Below are 25,452 nucleotides of genomic sequence, written 5' to 3'. Positions count from 1 at the left end.
GAGGTATTTGATGACAAAAAAATTAATAATATCAAAAACTAAATTGTTTATTTTTATAATAGCATTTATATCTGCATTTATAGCTTTATTTGGAAGTAAAAATACACTTATAGGTGTGGCTATAGTAACAGCTATGCTAATGCTTTTGGAAAGGGATTTAACTATTTCTCCAATTAAAAATTTACTGAAATACTTGATAATAAACGTAACATTAGGAGTATTATCGTTTTTTGCAGTACAAAATATGTATTTAGGAATTTTATTAAATTTTATAGCATTATTTATAATAGGATATTTATTTAGTTATGATTTGAAAAGGGCTGTATATGTACCTTTTGGCCTTATGTATATATTTATGATAAGTATACCTGTAGGATTAAGTGAATTTCCTATAAGATTATCGGCTTTAGCTAGTGGTTCACTTGTCATAATGATTGCTCAATTTGTTATGAATAGAAATAGAATGAAAAAAATTGGTGACAAAGAATTAATATCTATATGTGATGAGTTGTTGGAAAAAATAAATCTTTTAAAAAATATTATTAACAGTGATAATTCTGTAAATAAGTCTAATATGAGAAAAATAGATAGTTGTAATTACACAATAAATTCTATATCAAAAGGTCTTAAAATGGTTATATTTGATAATAGAAAAGATGATTTTTTTATTAGTATTAAAGGAATGGATATAATAAATATCTTATTTTCATTAGAAAGAATAAGTTTAATCTTAGATAGATATAAAATAGATACTAAGGAATTTGAGGATGAAGACATAAAAAATATGCTAAAAGAAAGTAGTACAAATAGTAAAGAAGATGTTTTAGTTGTAGTATCTAAAGAAGTAAATTATATCAAGATGTGCTTAGAAAATAAAGATAAGATAACTAATAAAGAAATACTTGGGTTTAGAGACTATGTTGTCGCTCAAGATACTAAAAATATAAATTTGAAAGAAATTTATAGTGTTTTAGAAAATCTATATGAATTTTTATTAGAGTACAAAAAGGTAAAATCAAAAGAGGAAAAAAGAGTTGAAAGAAAAATAAAGATACCACGTGAATTTAGAAGAATGTCAATATATAAACAACATTTTAATTTAAAATCTATAAGATTTTCTTATGCAATAAAAATCGCTTTGGCTGCAGCAATCTCAGGTTTTATTATGGATTATTTTCACTTAAAAGATGGAAGATGGATAATGTTAACTGTGTTTTCATTAACGCAACCTTATGCAGAGAACTGTTTGCAGAAATCCAGAAAAAGAATAGAAGGTACACTAGTAGGAGCGGTAATATTTATTGTTTCATTTTCAATAATAAAAGATAATACATTAAGGTCATTAATAGTACTTTTAGCAGGATACATAAACTCATATGTAGTTGATTATAGAAAACTGATAGTGTGTGTAACTGTTTCAGCCCTTGGTTCGGCAGCAGTTATGGGAGACCCTAATGTTTTAACTATGAGTAGAATTTCATATGTAGTATTAGGTGCAATTATTGCATTAATAATAAATAAATTTGTTTTACCATATGATGCAAAAATGGGGTATCAGCATGTTATAGATGTGTATAAAGGTATAGTTAAAAATATAATTAATGAAGTTAATAAATCTATTGAAAATTCAACCAATGTTCATTATATAAAGAATCTATTATTAGTGCCATCACTTATTGAAGATAGACTTATGCTGATAAATACTATATACAAAGATGAACATCAAGATGATTTCTTAGAAAATCAACAATTACTAATAAGTAATATGTACAATTTATATATAAATGTCAAAAAGAATAATATTAGAGATGAAGATGTAGAAAGAATATTGAGAGATACTAGTTATATTTCAAATTATGATGCTGATAAATATGATGAAGGAAGAAGTGTAATTTTAGATAGTATTGAAAGTACAGTAAGTTTAGGTGATAAAATAATTTGTCTAAATTTACTTCAAACCTTAAATGGTGTAAAAGAAATGTATAGAATAAGTAATATCAGTAAAATGTTAGTGCAAGAAGTTGCATAGTTTTCTAATCTAATTAAATTATATAAAAAGTCATAGCTTTAAAATAAAGTATATGACTTTTTCTTTTATACAATGTTAACAGAAAATAGTATATTAAAAACAAAAACCATATATTTATGAATTTTGTGTGAAAAAGGTTAAAATATTGATTTTTTTCATTGGTTGAAAAAACAATTTACTTAGGATAAACTATAATAGTATTCAAATATTATGGGGGTTAGATTTATGAGTAAAGATGTAAAGGTAAAGCGCAATAAGAAATATGATACATTTAGTATAACTATGGAACTTGAAAGACCTTTACTTTATGATGAGGTTGAAAACGAAGATGATAAAAATGATAATAGAAAATTTAATATAAAAAAGAAAATATTCATGGGAATAGGTATACTGTTTGTATTGATTCTGCTTAGTTTTTTCATATGGATAAACAAAACATATGAACCTCAAAAACTAGCAAAAGAAGCATTAGTTAGCAATAGTAAAGTTGAGGTAACCATAAATGAAAATATTTCATTTACACCGAAGGGTAGAAAAGTTTCTAAAGGTCTAATTTTTTATCCAGGAGCTAAAGTAGAAATTGAATCATATGCACCACTTGCAAGAAAAATAGCAGAAAGTGGATATGAAGTGGTAATTGCAAAAATGCCACTTAATCTAGCTATACTTGGAACTAATAAAGCACAGAAAATTATGGATTCTTACAATAATATAGAACATTGGGTAATAGGAGGTCACTCATTGGGTGGAGTTGTTGCATCTAATTTTGCACGTGACAATAAATTAATTGATGGAGTTGTGTTTTTATCTTCCTATCCAATGGGCAATGAACTAAAACAGCTAGGTAAAAAGGTTATATCTATATGGGGAAGTAAAGATGGAGTAGTTAATTTTAAAAATCTTATAGAAGCAAAAGAAAAACTTCCTGATGATACAACTTATGTTGAAATTGAAGGGGGAAATCATGCACAATTTGGAGATTATGGAAAACAAAAGGGAGACAATGATGCTATTATAAGTCAAGAAAAACAGCTTAAGATTACTGCAAATAGTATTATTAAATTTTTAAATAATATATCTTAAACAAAAGCTTGAAGTTTATAATATATATAAAGTATTATTTTAAGTAAATATTATTAATATAATAAAATTAAGAGTTGATTAAAAGGGGGATTTTAATATGGAATATGATATGCCACTTTATAGACCGCCAAGTGAGGCTTATAGTCTTATAATACAAGTTACACTAGGATGTTCTCATAATAAATGTACATTTTGTAGTATGTACAAATCAAAGAAATTTAAAATAAAACCATTAGAAGTAATAAAAAATGAAATTGATATATTTAGAAGACATTATAAAAATGTAGACAGAATATTTTTAGCAGATGGAGACGCATTGATAATACCAATGGAAAAACTAAGAGATATAATATTGTATATAAAAGAAGTTTTTCCAGAGTGTGAAAGAATTACTCTATATGGCTCTCCTAAGTCTATAGAGAAAAAAACTGATGATGAACTTAAAGAGTTAAAAAAACTTGGTGTTAAGATGATTTATCTAGGGCTTGAGAGTGGAAATGATGAGGTATTAGAAGATATTAAAAAGGGATTTAATAGTGAACAACTTATAAAAGTTGGTAGAAAAGTTAAGCAAAATGGTATTAAATTATCAGCTACTGTAATAGCAGGTCTTGGAGGAACTAAAAAAACGAATCAACATGGAGTTGATACAGGAAAAATGCTAGGAGCAATTTCACCAGATTATGTAGGTGTATTGAGTTTAATGGTAGAACCTAATACTGAACTTTACGATTTACTTCAATCAGGTGAATTTACAGTATTGGAAGATAAAGCTGTGCTACAAGAAATTAAAGAAATGATAAAAAATATAGATACCAATGAAAAAGTCGTATTTAGAAGTAATCATGCCTCAAATTATGTTAACTTAAAAGGAATATTACCTGAGGATAAACAACGTCTAATTGATGAGATAGATTATTATCTAAGTAACTTAAAATTAAAAAGAGAAGAGTATAGAAGACTGTAAAATTTAGCTATTCTTAATATATATGTGTAGATGTAAAATATTAAAATTATCTAGAGTTTAAGTAATCATGCTACATTAATAGTGTATCACTATTAATGTAGCATGATTTTTTTGTTAAGAAACATAATCATAAAATTATAGAAAAAATCTATCAATAATGATGAAAATATGCACTGGTTTAATAGATTTCTACGCATTATAATAGAGACATAAATTTAAAACACAAAAACTATAAACATAAAAACGTGTGGAGGAATAGAAATGAAAATATATCAAAATATCTTTGAACCATTAACTATAAAAAGGATGAATGTAAAAAATAGAATAGTTATGCCACCAATGGGAACAAACTTTGGTGGAGAAAGTGGAGAATTTAAAGATGAACACATTAAATATTATGAACAAAGAGCTAAAGGTGGAACTGGACTTATAATTGTAGAAAATGCTTGTGTAGATTTTCCTTTAGGTTCTAATGGAACTACACAAATAAGAATAGACCATGACAGATACATACCTGCTTTATATAAGTTAACTGAGAGTCTACATAAACATGGTGCATGTGTAGCTATACAAATTAATCATTCAGGTGCTTCAGCTATGCCAGATAGAATAAATGGATTAACTCCAGTATCTTCTTCGAACATACCCTCAAAAAATGGAGGAACAATACCAAGAGAATTAAAGAAGGAAGAAATACTAGATATAGCTACAAAATATGGAAAGGCAGCAAAAAGAGCTCAAATAGCTGGTTTTGATGCTATAGAGATACACGCTGGACACTCATATCTAATAAGTCAATTTTTATCCCCAATTTACAATAAGCGTACAGATGAATTTGGTGGAAGTCTTGAAAATAGAGCGAGATTTGCAAAACTAGTAATTGATAAAGTTAGAGACGAAGTAGGAGCCTTATTTCCTATATCTTTAAGGATAAGTGCGGATGAATTTATAGAGGGAGGAAATACTTTAGATGATACTTTAAAGCTTCTTGAATATTTAAATGAAGAAGTAGATATATATAATGTATCAGCAGCATTAAATGATTCTATACAATTTCAAATCGATACAATGACATTAGAAGATGGGTGGCGTTCATATATGTCTAAAGCAGTTAAAAAAAGATTTGGAAAAACAACAATAATAACTGGAAATATAAGGAATCCAGAGATAGCATCAAAAATACTTGAAAATAATGAAGCGGATTTTATAGGTATGGGAAGAGGCCTTATAGCTGACCCTAATTGGGCTGAAAAGGTAGAAAATGGAAAAGAAGATTCAATAAGAAAGTGTATTTCATGTAATATAGGATGTGCAGGTAATAGAATTGGAGCAAATAGACCTATAAGATGTACAGTAAATCCAGACTTAATAAATGGAGAAGAATATAAACAAAGAAAAGTAAATAAGACAACAAATGTGGTTGTTATAGGTGGAGGAACGGCGGGTCTCGAAGCCGCAGCCACAGCAGCAGAGGTGGGCTGTAATGTATTTTTATTAGAAGAAAAAGCAGATATAGGAGGGCTTGCTGAGACAATATCAACTTTTCCGGATAAAAGTAGAATAAATGATTTTCCAAAGTATTTAAAACAGAGAGTTAATAAATTAAAAAATTTAATTGTTTTTAAAAATACAAAGGCCGATATTAAATTTATAGAAAATTTAAAACCTGATATAATTATAAATGCTACAGGTTCAAAACCATTACTTCCACCAATAACTGGTTTGATGGATAGGATAGACCAAGAAAATGGAAAGGTGAGTTCAATATTTAAGCTATTTAATGATATAGAATATTTTAAAACAAAAGACTTAGAAAATAAGAAAGTAGTAGTTGTGGGTGGTGGAGCTGTTGGATTAGATGTTGTAGAATTTTTCTCAGAAAATAAGGCTAAAACTTCTATAGTTGAGATGTTACCAGTTGTGGGCAAAGATTTAGACCCTATAACAAAGGTGACAATGATGAAGATGTTAAAAGATTACAATGTTGATGTTTATACAAATACAGCATTATTGGAAGTTGAGGATGATAATTTTAAAGTTAAGAAGAATGAAGAAGAGTTCTTACTAAATTTTGATTATGGATTTATATGTTTAGGAATGAAATCTAATAATCCAATTTTGAATAATTTAAAGAAATATTTTGAAGCTAAAAATGTGGAAGTTCTAAATATAGGAGATAGTAAAATAGCTCGAAGAATAATCGATGGAGTTAGAGAAGGAAGAAATATAATAACAACTTTAGAAAAGTTAAATCTTTTATGATAATAAATAATAGAGATGATTTTAGAAAAGTCGAATCTCTTGTAGAGAATAAATAATAAAAGTAAAGTAATTTTAGAAAAGTTAATTTATCTTTGTTTTATAACCTTAGTACTATTTTTAATTTTAATTATATCAAGTAGGACTATTGGCAATATAGTAGATTTAAGGGGATTCCTAAAAAGATTTCCCCTAAATCTCGTTTTAAGATAAATTAGTCATAAAATATTAAACTAATCTATCAATAGCTCCTGATTGAATGTGTTGAATACTTGATTGGATTTTTTCATATGACCAATCCCACCACTTAATTTTTAATAATTTTGAAATTATATCATCATTAAATCTTTTCTTTATAATTTTTGCAGGTATTCCTCCAACAATAGAATATGGAGGGACATTATTAGTAACTACAGCTCTTGTTCCAATAATTGCTCCATCACCAATTTTTACACCTGGCATAATTACAGCATCATAGCCTATCCATACATCATTTCCAATTACAATATCACCCTTATTATCCCAAGCATCTGTTATATGATTTATGTCTAAATCCCATTCTTCATAAAAGATTGGAAATGTATAAGTAGAGAGTGATTTCATAGTGTGGTTTCCACTAGTCATTAAAAACTTTACATTACATGCAATTGAACAAAATTTTCCGATTATTAATTTATCATTGTTTATAGGATATTGATATAGTACATTATTTTTTTCAAAATCCCTTGGGTCATTATAAAAGTCGTTATATATTGTATAGTCTCCAACTTTTATATTGTCTCTTGTAATCACATTTTTAAGATATATAGTTTGATAATCATTACTTCTTGGATATATTTTATCTGAATTTGGAATAGTCATGTTTAAATCTCTCCTTTATATTATATTGTTTTCCTGACTATCCCATTATTACAATGCATCTCTTCACAGAATCACTCCTTATATATTACTTATTTATTTATAGTTTATTATTTTATTTTAAATAAAATATTTTTAACTAAATTGTATTTTATTACAATTGTCTATTTATTTGATTATATCAAAGTGATAAAAAATTACAAGTATTTAAGATATACTAAATATAAATCATTTTTTATTAAGTTAAATAATGCTATTATTGAATTAAACTTTAATTTTCAACAGTGATTTGACTAGAATATATTGGGTATGATAAAATTATGTTTATATAAATATTTATGTAGTATTTATGTAAATTTATTATCTATATTATATAAATAGATAGTATTTATATGTATTTATTTTTAGGAGGTTTTATTATGAGTCGACTAGAGAGACTCGAAATGAAGAAAGTAGAAACTAAGCATTTGCAACAATTCAATCAATTGTTACGTTATGTATTTCAAGTGACAAACCATGATTTACAACAAGTAGGTTGGGAGGAAAGAGAAATAACTCTTGCTAAACTACCTGTATTAAGACAAGCAGATGTATTTGGTTGGTTTGATGAGGATAAACTAGTATCTCAAATAGCTGTTTATCCATTTAAAATCAATATATTTGGTCAAGAATACGATATGGGTGGTCTTACTGGTGTTGGAACATATCCTGAATATTCTAATTTAGGTCTTATGGATAAATTGATGCGACAAGCATTAACAGATATGAGAAAAAGAAAACAATCTATATCTTATTTATTTCCATACTCAATTCCATATTATCGCCGTAAGGGATGGGAAATAATATCAGATAAGATATCTTTTGAAATTAAAGATACTCAGTTGCCAAAACCTAAAGCGGTATCAGGAGAAGTTGAGCGTGTAAGTATAGAACACGAAGATGTCAGAAATGTTTATGAACGATTTTCTAAAAAGAGCCATGCATCTATGATTAGAAGTGAGTTGGCATGGGAAGAATACTGGCGTTGGGATTTAGATGACTTAACATGTGCAATTTATTATGATAAAAACCATGAAGCACAAGGTTATGTGTTATATTGGATTTCTGATGAAATATTCTATATTAAAGAAATGGTATTTGTAGAAGAAGAGGCACGTACAGGATTATGGAATTTTATAAGTGCTCACTTTTCAATGATAAATAAAGTGGTTGGAAATACATATACAGATGAACCATTGGCATTTTTACTTGAAGATGGAGACATAGAAGAAAATATAAAACCATACTTTATGGGTAGAATTGTTGATATAGAACAATTTATAAATCAGTATCCATTTAAAGAACAAGAAAATGAAGTAAAGTTAGTATTTCAATTAAAAGACCCTTTATTAGATTGGAATACAGGAGTATTTACACTAAGTGTTTCTAAAGAAGGTAAAGGTATACTAACCTCTGGTGGTGATAAGTATGATTTGAAGCTTGATATACAAACACTTACAACTATGTTGCTTAGTTACAAAAGACCAACTTATCTTCATAGAATAAAAAGAATTACTTGTGATAAAGAAATAGTAGATTTATTAGAAAATCTTATTGAACGTGAAAATCCATATTTCTCAGATTATTTCTAATAAACTTTAATAAATTTTAAAATGTGTCTGGGATTGTACAGAGTATTTACTCTGAAACAATCCCTTTTTAACTTGTTCTTATTCCATTTTATCAATTAGATTATTGTTTTTACTGTAATTAATAACAAAGTTTCTAAAACTATTAACAGCAGGAGTTAAATATTTATTTTTCATTGTAGCTAAATATATGTACCTTTCATGTATAGGATTTGTTATTGATAAAACCTTTACATTAAAATATTTAAGAGCAAAAATATTTGGAACAACTGCTATACCATAGTTAATAGAAACTAAACCTGCGACAGCTGTATCTTCTTCTGTTTCACATACAATTTGTGGTTTTACATCAACTTTTTCAAAGAGCTTATCAATAATTGGTCTAACTCCACTATCTTCACTAAAGAATATAAAAGGATAATCCTTTGTATCCTTTAAGTCTACACTTTCATTTGAGGCTAAAGGATGGTTATATGGCACTATTACAACCAATTCTTCCTGAAGTATAGCTGTAAAATCTATGTTGGGTTCATTTGGAACAAAAGAGCAAAATGCTAAATCGAATTTTTCATCTTTTAAACTTTGGATAATCTTTTTAGTAGTACCTTGACCAAATGAAAATGAAATATTTTTATTTGACTCTTTTTCTAAAAACTTACCAAGTATATCTGGAATGAAGTAAGCTCCCAATGTATAAATAAATCCTAAGTCTATGACACCTTTTGATATACTTGTATATTCTCTAAGCTTTTTTTCTCCTCTTTCTAATTCACTCAATGCTTTATCAACATAAGTTAAAAAAAATTTACCATATTTAGTTAAGCGAACATTTCTACCTTGTTTTTCAAATAAAAAAGTTCCCAGTTCTTTTTCAAGAGCAGATATAGCATGACTTAAGCTTGGTTGAGTTATAGACAATTGTGTAGCTGCTTTTGTATAGTGCTCAACTTTGGCTAAAACTCTAAAGTAATGCAAATGATTTAGGTTCATTGATATTCAATCCCTTCATAAGAAATAAAATTCGGGTTATTTCTACAAAATTATACCATATTATACCATAATTCATAGATTAATTCTATCAATATTAAGAATAATATGTATTTTATTAATAATAATTAAGTAATATAATGAAATTACAAGAAAGAGTGTAAAAAAATTAAATGTAAGTATATAAAATGAAGTTGAAGTACTACTGTAGAATTAGTATTGTTATGACTTATAGTATTTTTACGATATAATAATATTGTGATGTAAAGAATATAAAATCTGATAAAACTTCTATATGTGTGGAGGAGAAATATGAATAATATAGTACAAGTAAAAAATATTAGAATAGGAGAAGGTATACCTAAAATCTGTGTACCAATAGTTGGAAAAACTAAAGAAGAAATTATTGAAGAAGTTAATGACTTAAAGGAAATTTGTTTGGATGTTGTAGAATGGCGTGTTGATTTCTTTGAGAATGTAGAAAATATTCAACAAGTTAAAGAAGTTATTAATGAATTAAGAAAATATATACCAGATACACCTCTATTATTTACATTTAGAAGTATAAAAGAAGGTGGACAAAAATTAATATCAAAAGATTATTATACTATTTTAAATAAGGAAATCTCTAATACAGGATTAATAGACTTAATAGATGTAGAGCTATTTATGGGAGATGAAATTGTAAATGAAATAGTCGAGTTTGCTCATGAAAAAGAAGTGAAAGTAGTCATGTCGAATCATGATTTTAATAAAACTCCCAAAAAAGAAGAGATTATATCTCGTTTATGCAAAATGCAAAAACTAGGAGCAGACTTACCTAAAATAGCTGTTATGCCAAAAAATGAAAGAGATGTTCTAGTGTTGCTTACAGCTACAAATGAAATGGTTCAAGTTTATGCAGATAGACCAATAATAACTATGTCTATGGCAGGAATGGGAGTTATAAGTCGTTTGTGTGGGGAAATATTTGGCTCAGCATTGACTTTTGGAGCAGTTAAAAAGGTTTCTGCACCAGGTCAAATGTCAGTTGAAGAACTAAATTCAATACTACGTATATTACATAAAAGTATTAATTAGTTTAAAAGACTTGAGTATATATGATAAAGGTTGATGTTGTTTCAGGTTTTTTAGGAGTAGGAAAAACTACACTCATTAAAAAAATATTAAAGGCATAAGGTTTTGTAAATTCATCTGATGTATATTTAGAATTTAGCTATTCTTCTGGCAAAACTAATGTTTTTAAATATAGCGGAGTTAAGGATGGAAAAGTAGCTATAATAGGATTAAATTTAGGTAATAAAGTTTTAAAAGAATTATTTAATTAAATAACAAAAATATATAATTCTAATTTTGATTATTAAAAGATTATTATAAGAGTCTTTACTAATATAACTAATATGTGAAATTATGGAAAAATAATAATTTTATAAAAATAGATGATAAATATAAATTAAATTATATATGTATATATTGTAGTCCAATAGTGATATAATAATATAAAAAATTTTTATAGAGAGTGAGATTACATATGCGAAGACTTGAAGAGATATTAGAGTACAATAAATCATTTGTAAAAAATAAAGAATATGAACAGTATGCAACCTCAAAACATCCAAATAAAAAAATAGTAGTCCTATCATGTATGGATACAAGATTAACTGAACTTTTACCTAAAGCCATGAATCTTAAAAATGGAGATGTTAAACTGATAAAAAATGCAGGTGCTACTATAATGCATCCATTTGGAAGTATTATGAGAAGTATTTTAGTTGCAATTTATGAATTTGATGTGGATGAAGTTATGGTTGTAGGACATCATGGATGTGGTATGTGCAATGTGGATACGGATAAATTACTAAATAAAATCTTAGATAGAGGAATATCAAATGATGTAATACTTACACTTCGTAGTGCAGGAATTGATACAAAACAATGGTTACATGGATTTGATTCAGCAGAGGATTCTGTAAAAGATAGTATTAATTTAATAAAAAATCATCCTTTAATTCCAGAGGGAATTGTTGTGCATGGGTTGATTATATCGCCGGAAACTGGAAAAATAGATGTTGTTGTAAATGGATATGAGGATAAATAATATATTGTTATAGTATATAAGTAATATATTATTAAATAAGAGGTTGTTTCAAAATTTATTTTGAGACAACCTTTTTTAATTGATAAATTTATGAAAAGGTTTATCTTAAGGTTTCAATGAAAAATATAAGTAGTTAGCTAATTAAAAAACTTATTATTAGCTATTAAAATCATAACTAATCAATAGAAAAATATTTAATAAATGAAATTTATATGAATTTTTTATAAATATATTGAAAAAAGATAGCTGTTATAGTAAAATAATCATTAGCCGACTAAGTAATATAAAAATAAGGAGGGTAAGTATGAATAGCAATTCTGAAGAAAAATTAAATGATGTTTTCTTGCAATTGATGCGAATATATTTTATAAGAACTCATTTTTATTTTGATAAATTAGGCTTGTACCAGGGTCAGCCACAAATACTTTTTTCTCTTAGGATGAAAAATGGTCAAAGTCAAAAAGAATTAGCAGATAAAAGAAAAGTAAAAGCATCTACAACGACAGTTATGATAAAAAGAATGGAAAAAACTGGGCTTGTAGAAAGAAAACAAGATGAAAAGGACCAAAGAATTTCTAGAATTTTTTTAACAGATAAAGGCCTAGAAGTATGTAAGAAAGTTGAGGAATTTAACAAAGAATTAGAAAGAGAAATCTTTTTAGGATTTAGTGAAGAAGAAAAAATAGTACTTAGAAGACTTCTAATGCAAGTTAGAGACAATTTAAAAGCAGGATGTCATAAACATGAGCATGAAAAATATTTCTAAAGTTTAAAACAATGTTTTTCAATTTAATGCTATCAGACTAATTAATATTACAGAAGGGAAGAAGTGTATGTTTAAATTAATTAAATATTTAAAGAAGTCAGCCTTATCAATAGTAATAATAGTATGCTTATTGGTAGTTCAAGCAGTATGTGACCTTTCTTTACCAAAATATACATCTAATATAGTAAATATAGGGATACAGCAAGGTGGAGTAGAAAACTCTGTTCCATCTATAATTAGAAAAAGTGAATTAGATAAGATTACTTTGTTTATGGATAAAGATAATAAGGATAAAATATTAGACAATTATACTTTATTGAATAAGGAAGATTACAGCAAGTATAAAGAGAAGTATCCAAATTTAAAAGACGAATCTCTTTATGAGTTAAATACTAAAAACAAGGATACTATAGATGAGTTAAATACTATTTTTGGTAAATCTATTTTAATTGTATCAGGGCTTGAGGGGGACAGTAAGGAAGTAAAAGCAATGAAATCTCAGATAATGAGTCAACTTCCTACACAAGGGACTCAAGGTGAAGAAGTTGATATATTTAAAGTGTTATCAATGATGCCAACAGAACAATTAGACAAATTAACTAAAGAGATGAGCAAAAGCTTTGAAAGTATGCCAGAAAGTATGATAACACAAAGTTCAGTATCATATGTAAAAGCAGAATATGAAAACATAGGTATTGATACAGAAAATATGCAAAATAATTATATATTACTTACTGGTGCAAAAATGCTTGGTATAGCTATGATTAGTATGATAGCTACAATTACAGTTGGATTTTTAGCAGCAAGAGTAGCAGCAAGCGTAGGAAGAAATTTAAGAAGTGGAGTTTTTAGAAAAGTTATGTCATTTTCAAATAGTGAAATGAATGAGTTTTCTACAGCATCATTAATCACTCGTAGTACAAATGATATTCAACAGATACAAATGTTGATGGTTATGCTACTTAGAATAGTTTTTTATGCTCCAATAATGGCTATAGGTGGAATAATAAAAGTTTTAAATACTAATACTTCAATGGCTTGGATTATAGCAGTTGCAGTAGTAGCCATTTTATCTTTAATAATTGTATTATTCTCAGTTGTTATGCCTAAGTTTAAATTGGTTCAAAAGCTTGTCGATAAGTTAAACTTAGTAAGCCGTGAGATAATTACAGGTATTCCAGTTATAAGAGCTTTTAGTACTGAAAAACATGAAGAAAAAAGATTCGATGAAGCAAATAAAAATTTAACTAAAACAAATCTTTTTGTAAATAGAGTTATGACATGTATGATGCCTGCTATGATGCTTATAATGAACCTTATTACAGTTCTTATAGTTTGGAGAGGTGCATATAGTGTTGATTCTGGAGCAATGCAAGTTGGAGATATGATGGCATTTATACAATATACAATGCAGATAATAATGTCATTCTTGATGATATCAATGATATCTATTATGCTTCCAAGAGCATCTGTTTCAGCTACACGTATAGATGAAGTGTTGGTATCAGATATAAGTATCAAAGACCCAGAAAAATCAAAAGTACAAGAATTTAAAGAAGATAAAAAAGGTCTTGTTGAATTTAAAAATGTTTCATTCATGTATCCAGATGCAGAAGAAGCTATATTGACAGATATATCCTTTACAGCAAAACCAGGAGAAACAACTGCATTTATAGGAAGTACTGGTAGTGGTAAGTCGACTCTTATAAATTTAATTCCTCGTTTCTTTGATGTTACTGAGGGAGAAATATTACTTGGTGGAGTTAATATAAAAGATGTTGTTCAACATGATTTAAGAGAAAAAATTGGATATGTACCTCAAAAAGGAATATTGTTCTCTGGTACCATAGAATCCAACTTGAAATATGGCAGAAAAGACGCAACAGATGAAGAAATGAGAGCTGCAGCTGAAATAGCTCAAGCTACAGAATTCATTGATTCTAAACCAGAAGCTTTTAAAACTGAAATTTCTCAAGGTGGAACAAATGTCTCTGGAGGTCAAAAACAAAGACTTTCTATTGCAAGAGCAATAGCAAAAAATCCAGAAGTTTATATATTTGATGATAGTTTTTCGGCTCTTGACTTAAAAACTGATGCAGCTCTTCGTAAAGCTTTAAAATCAAAAACTGCTGAAAGTACAGTATTAATAGTTGCACAAAGAATTAGTACCATCTTGCATGCAGAACAAATAGTTGTTTTAAATGAAGGAAAAATAGTTGGAATAGGAACACATAAAGAGCTTCTAAAAAATTGCGAAGTTTATGAGCAAATAGCTTTATCACAACTTTCAAAGGAGGAGCTAGCTAATGAGTAGAATGGGAAAAGGTCCTATGGGAAAATCTATAGGAGCAGGACAAAAAGCAAATGACTTTAAAGGAACCATGCGAAAACTAATTGCATACTTATCTAAATTTAAAATATCAATAATTTTGGTAATTGTATTTGCTATTGGTAGTGCATCGTTTTCTATAGTAGGTCCAAAAATTTTAGGTAAGGCGACTACAAAGATATTTGAAGGATTAGTGAGCAAAGTCTCTGGAGGTAATGTAGGTATAGATTTTGACGCAATTGGAAAAATTTTAGTATTATTACTTTGCCTTTACTTGGTAAGTGCACTATTCTCTTTTATACAAGGATTCATAATGAGTGGAATTTCTCAAAAAGTATCTTATAATTTAAGACAAGAGATTTCAGTAAAATTAGATAGATTGCCAATGAAGTATTTTGACACTAAAACACATGGTGAAATACTATCAAGAATTACAAATGATATAGATACTCTAAACCAAAGTTTAAATCAAAGTATGACACAACTTATAACATCAGTAACAACTATGATAGGTGTTTTGATAATGATGTTATCTATAAGTGGTATTATGACATTAGTGGCAATTTTAATATTACCAATATCAATGTTTGTAATTTCAAGAATAGTAAAGAAATCACAAAAATACTTTAGGTCTCAACAAGAATATTTAGGGAATGTAAATGGTCAAGTTGAGGAAACTTATAGTGGTCAAACAATAGTAAAAGCATTTAATCGTGAAGAAGAAGCAATTAATGAATTTGATAAATTAAATGATAGTTTGTATAATTCAGCGTGGAAATCTCAATTTTTGTCTGGGATAATGCAACCACTTATGATGTTTATTGGAAACTTAGGATATGTAATGGTATCAATCTTAGGAGGTTGGCTTGCAATTAAGAAAACAATTGAGGTTGGAGATATACAGTCATTTATACAATATGTAAGAAACTTTACACAACCAATGACTCAAATTGCACAGGTTGCTAACTTACTACAGTCAACAGCAGCAGCTTCTGAAAGAGTATTTGAGTTTTTAGAAGAGGAAGAAGAAGACCAAGTTGTTGAAAATGCAGTTTCAATAGATGGTTTAGAAGGTAAGATTGATTTTGAAAATGTTAATTTTGGATATAATTCAAATAAGACTATAATAAATGATTTCTCAGTAAATGTTAAACCTGGTCAAAAAGTTGCTATTGTTGGACCTACAGGAGCAGGTAAAACTACTATAGTTAAGCTTTTAATGAGATTTTATGATGTTAATAGTGGTTCAATACTAATTGATGGTCATAATATTAAAGATTTCAATCGTAGTGAGCTTAGAGAAATGTTTGGTATGGTTCTTCAAGATACATGGTTATTTAGTGGCTCAATTATGGAAAATATAAGATATGGTAAACTAAATGCTACAGATGAAGAAGTTATAGAAGCAGCTAAATCTGCACATGTTCATAGATTTATCAAAACATTGCCAGATGGATACAACATGAAATTAAATGAAGAAGCAAGCAATGTTTCTCAAGGTCAAAAACAATTATTGACTATAGCTCGTGCCATTTTAGCAGACCCTAAAATCTTAATATTGGATGAAGCTACAAGTTCTGTTGATACTAGAACAGAAGTATTAATTCAAAAAGCTATGGATAATCTTATGGAAGGTAGAACAAGCTTTGTTATAGCACATAGATTATCAACTATACGTGATGCTGACATGATTCTTGTTATGAATGAAGGAGATATAGTTGAACAAGGAAACCATGAGGAACTTCTAAAGAAAGGTGGATTCTATGCTAATCTTTACAATTCTCAATTTGAAGAAGATGAAGCAATGTAGTAAGAATTTACTTTAAAATATGAGTATCGTTGTAAGAGAAATATAGAATAAACTATGTAGATAAGATTATATTTTGTAAGATATAATCTTATCTATTTTTTTATGTATTTACAAAGTTATGTATTTTGTTATAATATATAATAAGGAAAATGTTGGAGGTGATTATCAAAATGTATATTTAATCGTATTCTTTAAATTTTATTAATAATAAAATTTAATTTTAATAGTTAACAATTATGTAAAGTTATCTACTTTAGTTACTTTTATTAGTTGTGTAAAAAACTACTTAAATTTAAGAATTGGGTTAAATATAATATAATAATTACATATGAGTCAATTAAATTGACATATTTTTAATATATATTTAGAATTTTAATCCTTCTTATAATGTAAGTAGATTGTTTTGTATTACTTAGATTTATAAGGAGTTTTTTTATTGAAAAAACTACATAATATAATTGAGGAGAGGTGTTTTAAAGTGATTTTTTATATAAGATTAAGAAAATAACGCACGATTATGGTTATTATAATATTAAATTAGAAGTATCATTTAAGGATAAAACTAAACAAGCAAATTCTTAATGAATTTAATTATAGAGCCATAATCTCGTGCTATATATTAAATAAAAAATAGTATATAAGGAGAATATGGATATGGCAAAAAAAGGAATAATAGTAGGACTAAACATAAATAGTAAATCTGAGGATTTCAACGAACTAATGATTGAGCTTGAAAACTTATGCTCTGCATGCAATATTGATGTTGTAGGAAGTATAACTCAAAATGCAAAGCAGGTTAATAGAGCATATTATATTGGTATAGGTAAAGTTGAAGAATTATTAAATATAATAAAACAAGAAAAAGCAGATATAGTTGTGTTTTATAATGAGCTTTCTACATCACAACTTAAAAACCTTGAAGAAAAATTAAACTGTGAAATTATAGATAGAACAGCATTGATACTTGATATATTTGCACAAAGGGCAAAAACTAGAGAAGCCAAGCTTCAAGTGGAAGTAGCAAGTTTAAGATATATGTTACCAAGACTTATAGGCTCAAATGAAAATTTAGGGCGTCAAAGTGGAGGAGTAGGTACTAAAAATAGAGGTTCTGGTGAAAAGAAATTAGAGCTCGACCGTAGAAGAATAGAAGAAAAGATAACTTCTCTAAATAGGGAATTAGATGATTTAAAATTCCAACGAGAAACTCAAAGAAATATGAGAAAAAAATCTAATCTTCCAAATGTAGCTTTAGTTGGATATACAAATGCCGGAAAATCTTCAATAATGAATGAATTAGTTGATATATTTAAAAACTCTGAAGAAAAGAAAGTATTTGAAAAAAACATGTTATTTGCGACATTAGAAACTTCTATTAGAAGCATAGTTCTTCAAGATAATAAAGAATTTTTATTGTCTGATACAGTTGGATTTGTAAGTAATCTACCACATGATTTAGTAAAAGCATTTAGGTCGACATTAGAAGAAGTGTGCGAAGCAGATGTGTTATTACATGTTATTGACGTTTCAAATCCAAGCTATAAAAATCATATTAAAGTAACAGTAGATACTTTAAATCAAATTGGCGCAAATGATATCCCTATAATAAATATTTACAATAAAATTGATTTAGTTGATGAAGAATTATTAAATGATATTGTAGATGATATAGGCAAGGAAGGTATATTTGTTTCAGCCAAAAAAAATATAAATATAGACAAAATGGTAAAATGCATTTGTGATAGCATATTTAAAGATTATATAAGATGTAAGCTTTTGATTCCATACAGTGAAGGAAATGTAGCTTCTTATTTTAATAATAATACAAGTGTCATAAATACAGAATATATGGAAGAGGGAACTCTTTTAGATGTAGAATGTAGTAATATAGAATATAACAAGTATAAAAAGTATGTTTTAGAATAAACTTTTTAAAAGGTATTGTAATCTAGAATTTATTTAAAGTAGTTAGTTTGGAGTTAAGTTGTAAAATTATTATAAATTATAATTTGTATAAAGCGGTATAGTTATCTAAGCTATACCGCTTCATTATATATGATAAAAAATAAGATTATTGACACAAAAGTAATTAATTACTATAATATAAAGTAACTAGTTACTAATTATAGTTATTATCAAGATTAAGGAGATAATTAACATGAAAAATATAGTGATAATTTATAAAAGTAAGTATGGTTCAACAAAAAAATATGCTAAATGGCTTTCAGAATCATTAGCTTGTGATATTTTTGAAATTAAGGATGTTAATCTAGAAAAGATTATAGATTACGATACAATTATTTTAGGTGGAGGTCTTTATGCTTGTAATATAGCAGGAATTTCTTTTTTTAAAAAGCACTATGAGAAATTAGCAGGTAAAAATCTAGTTGTTTTTGGTGTAGGAGCATCTCCATATGATGATTCAGTAATAAGAAAACTGAGAGAAGTTAATTTTAAGGATAAGTTGAATAATATTCCTTGTTTTTACTGCCGTGGCGAATGGAATGAAACAAAAATGTCATGGCTTGATACCACTCTTTGTAGTTTTCTTAAAAAGTCAATAGCTAAAAAACAACGTCAAGGTTTTAATCCAATAGAAGCTTCTTTATTATTAGGAGAAGATTTTGATTGGTGTGATAAAAAGTATCTAAATCCTATACTTGATTATGTGGATAAACTTCAAAATACAAGCTTATAACTATATTGTAATTTATAGAGTAATTAATTCTTAAAAATACAATTTTTTTATTAGTTCTCCTGTATCTAAAAGGGGGGCTTTTTTTATTTGTAAATTTATGTTATATTGATATGAATTTATTATTGTATAAAAATTATATTAATAGAAATTTAAACAATTTGTTTTAAAAATAGAGTAGTCTAATTCTTAAAGAGGGGGTTTTAAATAGTGGATATAAATAAGATAGTAATGATGCAAAGGGAATACTATAATACAGGTAAAACAAGAGATGTATCATTTCGTTTAGAGCAGTTAAAAAAGCTAAAGTCAGTTATATTAAAAAATGAAGATAAAATACTTTTGGCATTAAAACAGGATTTAAATAAATCAAATTTTGAAGGATTTATGACAGAAGTAGGTATTTTATATAGTGAGTTGAATTTTGCTATAAAAAATATAAAAAAATGGAGCAAAACAAAAAGAGTTCGTTCAAGTATGGTCAATTTTCCATCTATATCTAAGGTTGTTCCTCAACCTTATGGTGTTACACTTATAATGTCACCTTGGAATTATCCATTTCAACTAGCTCTTATACCATTGGTTTGGTCATTAGCAGCAGGCAATTGTGCAATAATAAAACTTTCTGAGTACTCTGTATCAACTTCACATATAATCAAAGACATACTTGAAAGTATATTTTCAAAAGAATATATTGCAGTAGTTCAAGGTGACCAAGAAGAAAGCGAAAAAGTACTTTTAGAAAAATTCGATTATATATTTTTTACAGGAAGCACTGCGGTAGGTAAAGTAATTATGAAAGCAGCATCAAAGTATTTAACTCCTATAACTTTGGAACTAGGAGGAAAAAGTCCTTGTATTATACTAGAAGATGCAGATATAAATCTTGCTGCAAAAAGATTGACATGGGGAAAACTAATAAATGCAGGACAAACTTGTGTAGCACCAGATTATATTTTAGTACATGAGAATAAAAAAGATGAGTTAATAGAGAAAATAAAATATTATATTGAACAGTATTTTGGAGAGAATCCATGTGATAATGAGCAATTTCCTAAAATTATAAATGAAAAGCATTTTAAGCGTATAATATCCCTTATTGATATGGAAAAGGTAGTATATGGTGGTAATTATAATAACCATACATTAAAAATAGAGCCAACTATAATAGATGATGCTAGTTGGGATGATGATATAATGAAGGAGGAAATATTTGGACCAGTATTTCCTGTTTTGACATATAAAAACTTAGACGAAATTTTGCAAGAAATTATACAAAGACCAAATCCACTAGCTCTTTATATATTTACAAAAGATAAGTATTTGGAAAATAAAGTTTTAGAAATGATTCCAGCAGGAGGGTGTTGTGTAAATGATACAATTATCCATATAGCTACCAACTACTTACCATTTGGAGGTATTGGTGAAAGTGGTATGGGTTCATATCATGGTAAAGCAGGATTTGATACATTTACGCATTACAAAAGTGTATTGAAAAAATTAAATTTAGATATTCCTATTAGATATGCACCATATAATGATAAATTAATTAAAATTCTTAAAAAAATGATGTAAACTATATTGTAGAAAAAATACAAATCAAATTAAAAATATATATTTTGATTATATTTTATCAAATTAAAAATTTTAATTTGGCATATTTGTTATAAAAGTAGTAATTTTGTGATAAAATTTAATTATATAGAAATAAGGAGGAAAAAATGAAAATTAATTGGAATACAAAGTACACGACAATAGCAATTTATACGTTTATAATATCTGCTTGTAGTATTATATTCTATCTTATATCATCACAAATTGATGTATTCTCTAACAATTTAGATATTATGTTTACAACATTACAGCCATTTATAATAGGGTTTGCTATTGCATATCTTCTGAATTTTATTTTGAAATTTTATGAAGAAAGACTTTTTATCAAAAGTGAAAAATTAAAAAACCTAAAACAAAAATCAAAAAGAGGATTGGGTCTTTTATTAACATATGCAACAGCTGCATTGATACTTTACTTATTTATGCAATTCGTATTACCTCAAGTAATTGAGAGTATTGTTGGATTAGCAAATGATATACCTATGTATGTAAACAACGCAACTAAGCTTCTTGATAAATTAATGACTGATTTAAATCTTGATGAACAATACTTTAATTTAGCAGTAGATAAATGGAATGAATTTGTCACATACATTATAAAATTTGTAACAGATTTAATACCAATATTAGGAAATATGTTGAAGGATATAGCTTCTAGTATATGGAATATTGTACTAGGATTGATTGTTTCAGTATATTTGCTAATTGATAAAGAAAAATTCTATGGATTAAGTAAAAAAATAACTTATGCACTTTTTACAGAAACACAAGCTGCTAAAATTCTAGAATTAACTCACAGAAGTAACTATACATTTGGTAGATTTTTAGGTGGTAAGATACTAGATTCATTTATTATAGGTATTTTAACATTTGTAATACTTACAGTGGTAAAAATGCCATATACATTATTAATATCAGTAATAATTGGTATTACAAATATTATTCCATTCTTTGGACCACTGTTTGGAGCAATACCATCTACAATAATAGTAATGTTTGTTTCTCCAATACAAGCACTATGGTTATTGTTAATTATATTAATAATACAACAAATAGATGGAAATATTATAGGACCTAAAATACTTGGAGACTCAATTGGGATATCTGCATTTTGGATTTTATTCTCATTGTTAGTTGCAGGTAAATTATTAGGCTTTGTTGGAATGGTAATAGGAGTTCCTCTATTTGCAGTAATTTATTCTATAATTAAAGATATTATTGAGGGTAAATTAGATAAAAAAGGATTACCAACAGATACTTCTGATTATATGTAGTTAAAAATATATAAATTAATAAAATATTTAAAGCACTGAGACAATTAAAATCTTGGTGTTTTTTAGATAATAAATTCATTATAAAAGAGGTGTTTTTTGTGGCATTTATAGAATGTAAATTTAAATCAAAATATACAGGAGGAGAGACTGATATAATCGTAGTTTTACCTATAGCAAATGGAAAAGAACTATTTACTGGCAAAGAGATATATGACTTTGAAGGTAAGTTTAAAACATTGTACTTATTTCATGGGCTAGAAGATGACCAAAGTTCATGGATTAGATACACTAATGTAGAACATTATGCCAAAAGCAAAAATATAGCTTTAGTAATACCAAGGGTAGAAACTAGTTTTTACACAGATATGTTATATGGACATAAATATTTCACCTTTGTAAGTGAAGAGTTACCTAGATTTGTTAGAGCTATATTTCCTTTATCAGATAAGAGAGAAGATAATTTTGTAGCTGGAATGTCTATGGGAGGGTATGGCGCTTTAAAATTAGCACTTTCAAAACCAAATGAATTTTCAGCAGTAGCAAGTTTTTCTGGTTCACCTGATATGATTCATGAGTTGGAAAATCAGCAAATAGAAACAAATGCTGATATTCTATTCCATGACTTTGGGAAACCAGAAGATGCTAGAAATAGTGAGAATGATTTACTTTACATACTTAAGAATCTTAAAGAGAGTAATAAAGATATTCCTAAAATTTATCAATTTTGTGGTGATAGGGATTTTTTATATAAGAATAATGAAACCTTTAAAAAATATGCAGAATCTTTAGATGTTGATATTGTATATGAAGAGTGTGTTGGTGGTCATGAATGGCGTCTATGGGATTTATGGATAAAGAAATTTATAGCTGCAATTGGATAAGCATTTTATTGTCATTAGAGCAAAATATTATAAAGTATTTTTAAACGTAATAAAGACTGAAATATTAAAATACAATTATGATTTCAAAATTTCAGTCTCTAAAAGTTCAATAAAATTTTATTAAGTTCTTATGCGAGTTATTATTGGCGTAAAATTATCAACTATATCTATATAGTATTTACTCAATTCTTCTAAAATATCTTCGCATAAATCAGTGCTGTGACCAAGGTTAATTAGAAACTGTTTTGTAAAATATTTTATTACAGATTGATAAGATATATCATATTTATGTGAAGTATAGACCCTAATTATCTCAGGTTTCATAGCGAGTATACCAATACAGGAAAGTATCAATTCGTCATGTTCTATAGATTCTTTTTCATTAACATATCTTTTCATGACCATTTCAGTTACACTTCGTTGATAGCTTAAAATAGCTTCCTCATAAGCTATATCCAAATAAAAGTTTCTATACGCTTCATTTTTTAAAAGAAAACAAAGGTCAGCATTCATAGCAAGAAAGAACATCATCATTGTACCTTCTTCATGATAATTATAGATTAAAGATTGCATTTCATCCCTTATATCTTCATATATTATAGCTCCTATTTCACTTTTACTTGAGAAATAATAACTTATTAAGCCTAAATTTATATTGGCTCTTTCTGCAATTTGCCTAGTGGTTGTCTTGTGATAACCTTGTTCAAAAAATAATTCTCTAGCAGCACTTATAATACTAGCTTTTGTTTCCTTACCTTTTTCTGATTTTGACATATTTACTGTGTATACCTTTCTTTTCAATCTTTTTTTGAAAATTTACTAACTATAAATATCGTAACCGAACCACCTATTATAGGTACTAAAATTCTGTCAAAGACAGTAAGGAGGCCAATCATATTTAAAAATGCTAATATTGCACTTACTATGACAGCACAGATAGCTCCTTTTTTTGTAGCACCTTTCCAGGAAAGACCAATGACAAATGGTGCAAATATCACACCTGTACATAATGGTGCTGGCCAAAATAATAGTTCTAATAAACTGTCAAACTTGAGTGCTATAATTGCTCCTATTATAGCTGTTAAAGCTGAGGCGATTTGAGAGTATTTAAGAGTATTTTTTAAATCATTAAACTCTATATTAGGATGTAATAATTTATTATAAACATCTCTCGATATTATGGCACTCATTGAGGTCATTAATGAGTCAGCAGTGGACATTATGGCAGCTAATATAGCAGCTAAGAATAATACAGAAACTAAAGGAGGTAGAGTTGTTGATATCATTTGAGGTAAAACCTGAACAGATGATATGTTTGGAAATAAACTACCACCAATAGCTCCAATTATGCCTATAGGGAAAGCAAGAAATAATAGTATAAATCCTGCAATAACACTGCTTTTAACTGCATTTTTAGCATTATCAGCACATTGGTATCTCAAAAAACTTTCATAAGAAAATATTGAGCCTAAAACCAATGGTAAAACTGTATACATAAAATCACTAAGCGACTTATTTCCTGGGAAGAATGGTTCTTTTACCATTGATTGTAACATAAGTAAAGGATTGTCGCCAACTAATTTTAAGCTTATATAAGCTACTATTGGCAAAAATACTACACAAATAGCAAGTTGAATAAATGCTGATACTGCAACTCCCCACATTCCTGATGCATAAGTATATATAATGATTACTATGACTCCTACAATTACAGCTATATCATAAGGGATACCAAATGCAGTAGATACAGAACCAAAAGATATTAGTTGACTGCCCATAATAGCTAATATTGATATTGGTGTTACAAGACATTGATAAGCTCTTAAGAATATACTATGACCATATCTAGTTTCAATATAGTCAGCAGGTGTTATATCACATGATAAGCTTCTTAATTTTCCTGCAAAAAACGCATTTACAAAACAAGCTAAAGCCGCACCTATAGTAGAGTACATACCAACCCATAGTCCTCTTTCAGCTCCCCATTGAACTCCACCAACCAAACATCCTCCTCCAAAAGACGTAGCAGCAATAGTTGCGGCAAGTATGGGTAAAGGAAGATTTCTACCAGCAATTAGGAAATCGGATGCTGTTTTAACTTTTTTAGAAAAATAAAAGCCAATCCATATGTACACTGCACATGTAGCAATTAAAAGTAACATAATTTTTTCTCC

General features: G+C 27.5%; 20 protein-coding genes. 16 read left to right on the top strand and 4 right to left on the bottom strand.

Translation table 11 applies throughout. The features are described from left to right. Positions 1-10 precede the first annotated feature (10 nt). The 4 genes from IC219_RS03855 to IC219_RS03840 all read left to right on the top strand — a co-directional run bounded on the left by IC219_RS03855 (position 11) and on the right by IC219_RS03840 (position 6,341). The gene (locus IC219_RS03855; RefSeq protein ID WP_227830640.1) at positions 11-2,029 is read left to right on the top strand and encodes an FUSC family protein; all 2,019 of its coding nucleotides are present in this window, start codon (positions 11-13) and stop codon (positions 2,027-2,029) included. A gap of 225 nt (positions 2,030-2,254) precedes the next feature. Beyond that, a complete protein-coding gene (locus IC219_RS03850; RefSeq protein WP_227434899.1) occupies positions 2,255-3,112 on the top strand; it encodes an alpha/beta hydrolase in 858 nt (285 codons plus the stop codon). Positions 3,113-3,209: 97 nt separating this feature from the next. Next, positions 3,210-4,079, top strand: coding sequence for a radical SAM protein (locus IC219_RS03845; protein WP_227434897.1), 870 nt, complete (start codon positions 3,210-3,212; stop codon positions 4,077-4,079). Positions 4,080-4,340: 261 nt separating this feature from the next. Further along, the gene (locus IC219_RS03840; RefSeq protein ID WP_227830639.1) at positions 4,341-6,341 is read left to right on the top strand and encodes an FAD-dependent oxidoreductase; all 2,001 of its coding nucleotides are present in this window, start codon (positions 4,341-4,343) and stop codon (positions 6,339-6,341) included. Positions 6,342-6,566: 225 nt separating this feature from the next. On the opposite strand, the gene IC219_RS03835 is transcribed toward IC219_RS03840, so the two are convergent. Continuing rightward, positions 6,567-7,199 carry a CatB-related O-acetyltransferase gene (locus IC219_RS03835; RefSeq protein ID WP_227434894.1) on the bottom strand — a complete coding sequence of 211 codons (633 nt, stop codon included), beginning with the start codon at positions 7,197-7,199 and terminating at the stop codon, positions 6,567-6,569. 416 nt (positions 7,200-7,615) lie between these two features. Between IC219_RS03835 and eis the strand changes: the two genes are divergently transcribed. Beyond that, complete coding sequence (eis, locus tag IC219_RS03830; protein WP_227434892.1) at positions 7,616-8,827, top strand: enhanced intracellular survival protein Eis; 1,212 nt, start codon at positions 7,616-7,618, stop codon at positions 8,825-8,827. Between the two features lie 78 nt (positions 8,828-8,905). Here eis and IC219_RS03825 read toward each other — a convergent pair whose 3' ends face one another. Further along, entirely contained in the window at positions 8,906-9,814 is a 909-nt protein-coding gene (locus IC219_RS03825) for a LysR family transcriptional regulator (RefSeq protein WP_227434891.1), read from the bottom strand. 309 nt (positions 9,815-10,123) lie between these two features. On the opposite strand from IC219_RS03825, the gene aroD reads away from it, so the two are divergent. The 11 genes from aroD to IC219_RS03770 all read left to right on the top strand — a co-directional run bounded on the left by aroD (position 10,124) and on the right by IC219_RS03770 (position 23,278). After that, positions 10,124-10,891 (top strand): type I 3-dehydroquinate dehydratase, encoded by a 768-nt coding sequence (gene aroD / locus IC219_RS03820; RefSeq protein WP_227434885.1) that lies wholly within the window; start codon positions 10,124-10,126, stop codon positions 10,889-10,891. 20 nt (positions 10,892-10,911) lie between these two features. After that, positions 10,912-10,989 (top strand): GTP-binding protein, encoded by a 78-nt coding sequence (locus IC219_RS21955; protein WP_227434955.1) that lies wholly within the window; start codon positions 10,912-10,914, stop codon positions 10,987-10,989. Positions 10,990-11,342: 353 nt separating this feature from the next. Beyond that, complete coding sequence (locus IC219_RS03810; protein WP_227434884.1) at positions 11,343-11,909, top strand: beta-class carbonic anhydrase; 567 nt, start codon at positions 11,343-11,345, stop codon at positions 11,907-11,909. Between the two features lie 304 nt (positions 11,910-12,213). After that, the gene (locus IC219_RS03805) at positions 12,214-12,675 is read left to right on the top strand and encodes a MarR family winged helix-turn-helix transcriptional regulator (protein ID WP_227434883.1); all 462 of its coding nucleotides are present in this window, start codon (positions 12,214-12,216) and stop codon (positions 12,673-12,675) included. A 67-nt stretch (positions 12,676-12,742) separates the two neighbouring features. Then, the gene (locus IC219_RS03800) at positions 12,743-14,989 is read left to right on the top strand and encodes an ABC transporter ATP-binding protein (RefSeq protein WP_227830638.1); all 2,247 of its coding nucleotides are present in this window, start codon (positions 12,743-12,745) and stop codon (positions 14,987-14,989) included. Continuing rightward, entirely contained in the window at positions 14,982-16,814 is a 1,833-nt protein-coding gene (locus IC219_RS03795; RefSeq protein ID WP_227830637.1) for an ABC transporter ATP-binding protein, read from the top strand. Before IC219_RS03800 ends, IC219_RS03795 begins: the two co-directional genes overlap by 8 nt. 654 nt (positions 16,815-17,468) lie before the next feature. Further along, positions 17,469-18,740: a GTPase HflX gene (hflX, locus tag IC219_RS03790; RefSeq protein ID WP_413926913.1), complete on the top strand. Its 1,272-nt coding sequence runs from the start codon at positions 17,469-17,471 to the stop codon at positions 18,738-18,740. 232 nt (positions 18,741-18,972) lie between these two features. Next, positions 18,973-19,512: a flavodoxin domain-containing protein gene (locus IC219_RS03785; RefSeq protein WP_227830636.1), complete on the top strand. Its 540-nt coding sequence runs from the start codon at positions 18,973-18,975 to the stop codon at positions 19,510-19,512. A gap of 207 nt (positions 19,513-19,719) precedes the next feature. Beyond that, a complete protein-coding gene (locus tag IC219_RS03780; RefSeq protein WP_227830635.1) occupies positions 19,720-21,084 on the top strand; it encodes an aldehyde dehydrogenase in 1,365 nt (454 codons plus the stop codon). Between the two features lie 146 nt (positions 21,085-21,230). Beyond that, positions 21,231-22,397, top strand: coding sequence for an AI-2E family transporter (locus IC219_RS03775; RefSeq protein ID WP_227434877.1), 1,167 nt, complete (start codon positions 21,231-21,233; stop codon positions 22,395-22,397). A gap of 98 nt (positions 22,398-22,495) precedes the next feature. Continuing rightward, entirely contained in the window at positions 22,496-23,278 is a 783-nt protein-coding gene (locus tag IC219_RS03770) for an alpha/beta hydrolase (protein WP_227830634.1), read from the top strand. Between the two features lie 120 nt (positions 23,279-23,398). Here the strand turns inward: IC219_RS03770 and IC219_RS03765 are convergent, their stop codons facing one another. Continuing rightward, on the bottom strand, positions 23,399-24,052 hold the full coding sequence (locus IC219_RS03765) for a TetR/AcrR family transcriptional regulator (RefSeq protein ID WP_227434875.1): 654 nt from the start codon (positions 24,050-24,052) through the stop codon (positions 23,399-23,401). A 23-nt stretch (positions 24,053-24,075) separates the two neighbouring features. Then, on the bottom strand, positions 24,076-25,440 hold the full coding sequence (locus IC219_RS03760) for a sodium:solute symporter family protein (RefSeq protein ID WP_227830633.1): 1,365 nt from the start codon (positions 25,438-25,440) through the stop codon (positions 24,076-24,078). Between the last annotated feature and the right edge of the window lie 12 nt (positions 25,441-25,452).

This window comes from Clostridioides sp. ES-W-0018-02, from assembly GCF_020658175.1.
In the GTDB taxonomy this organism is placed as follows: domain Bacteria; phylum Bacillota; class Clostridia; order Peptostreptococcales; family Peptostreptococcaceae; genus Clostridioides.
The sequence above is the reverse complement of the archived record's forward strand: the minus strand, read 5'-3'. Positions and strand labels throughout refer to the sequence as shown.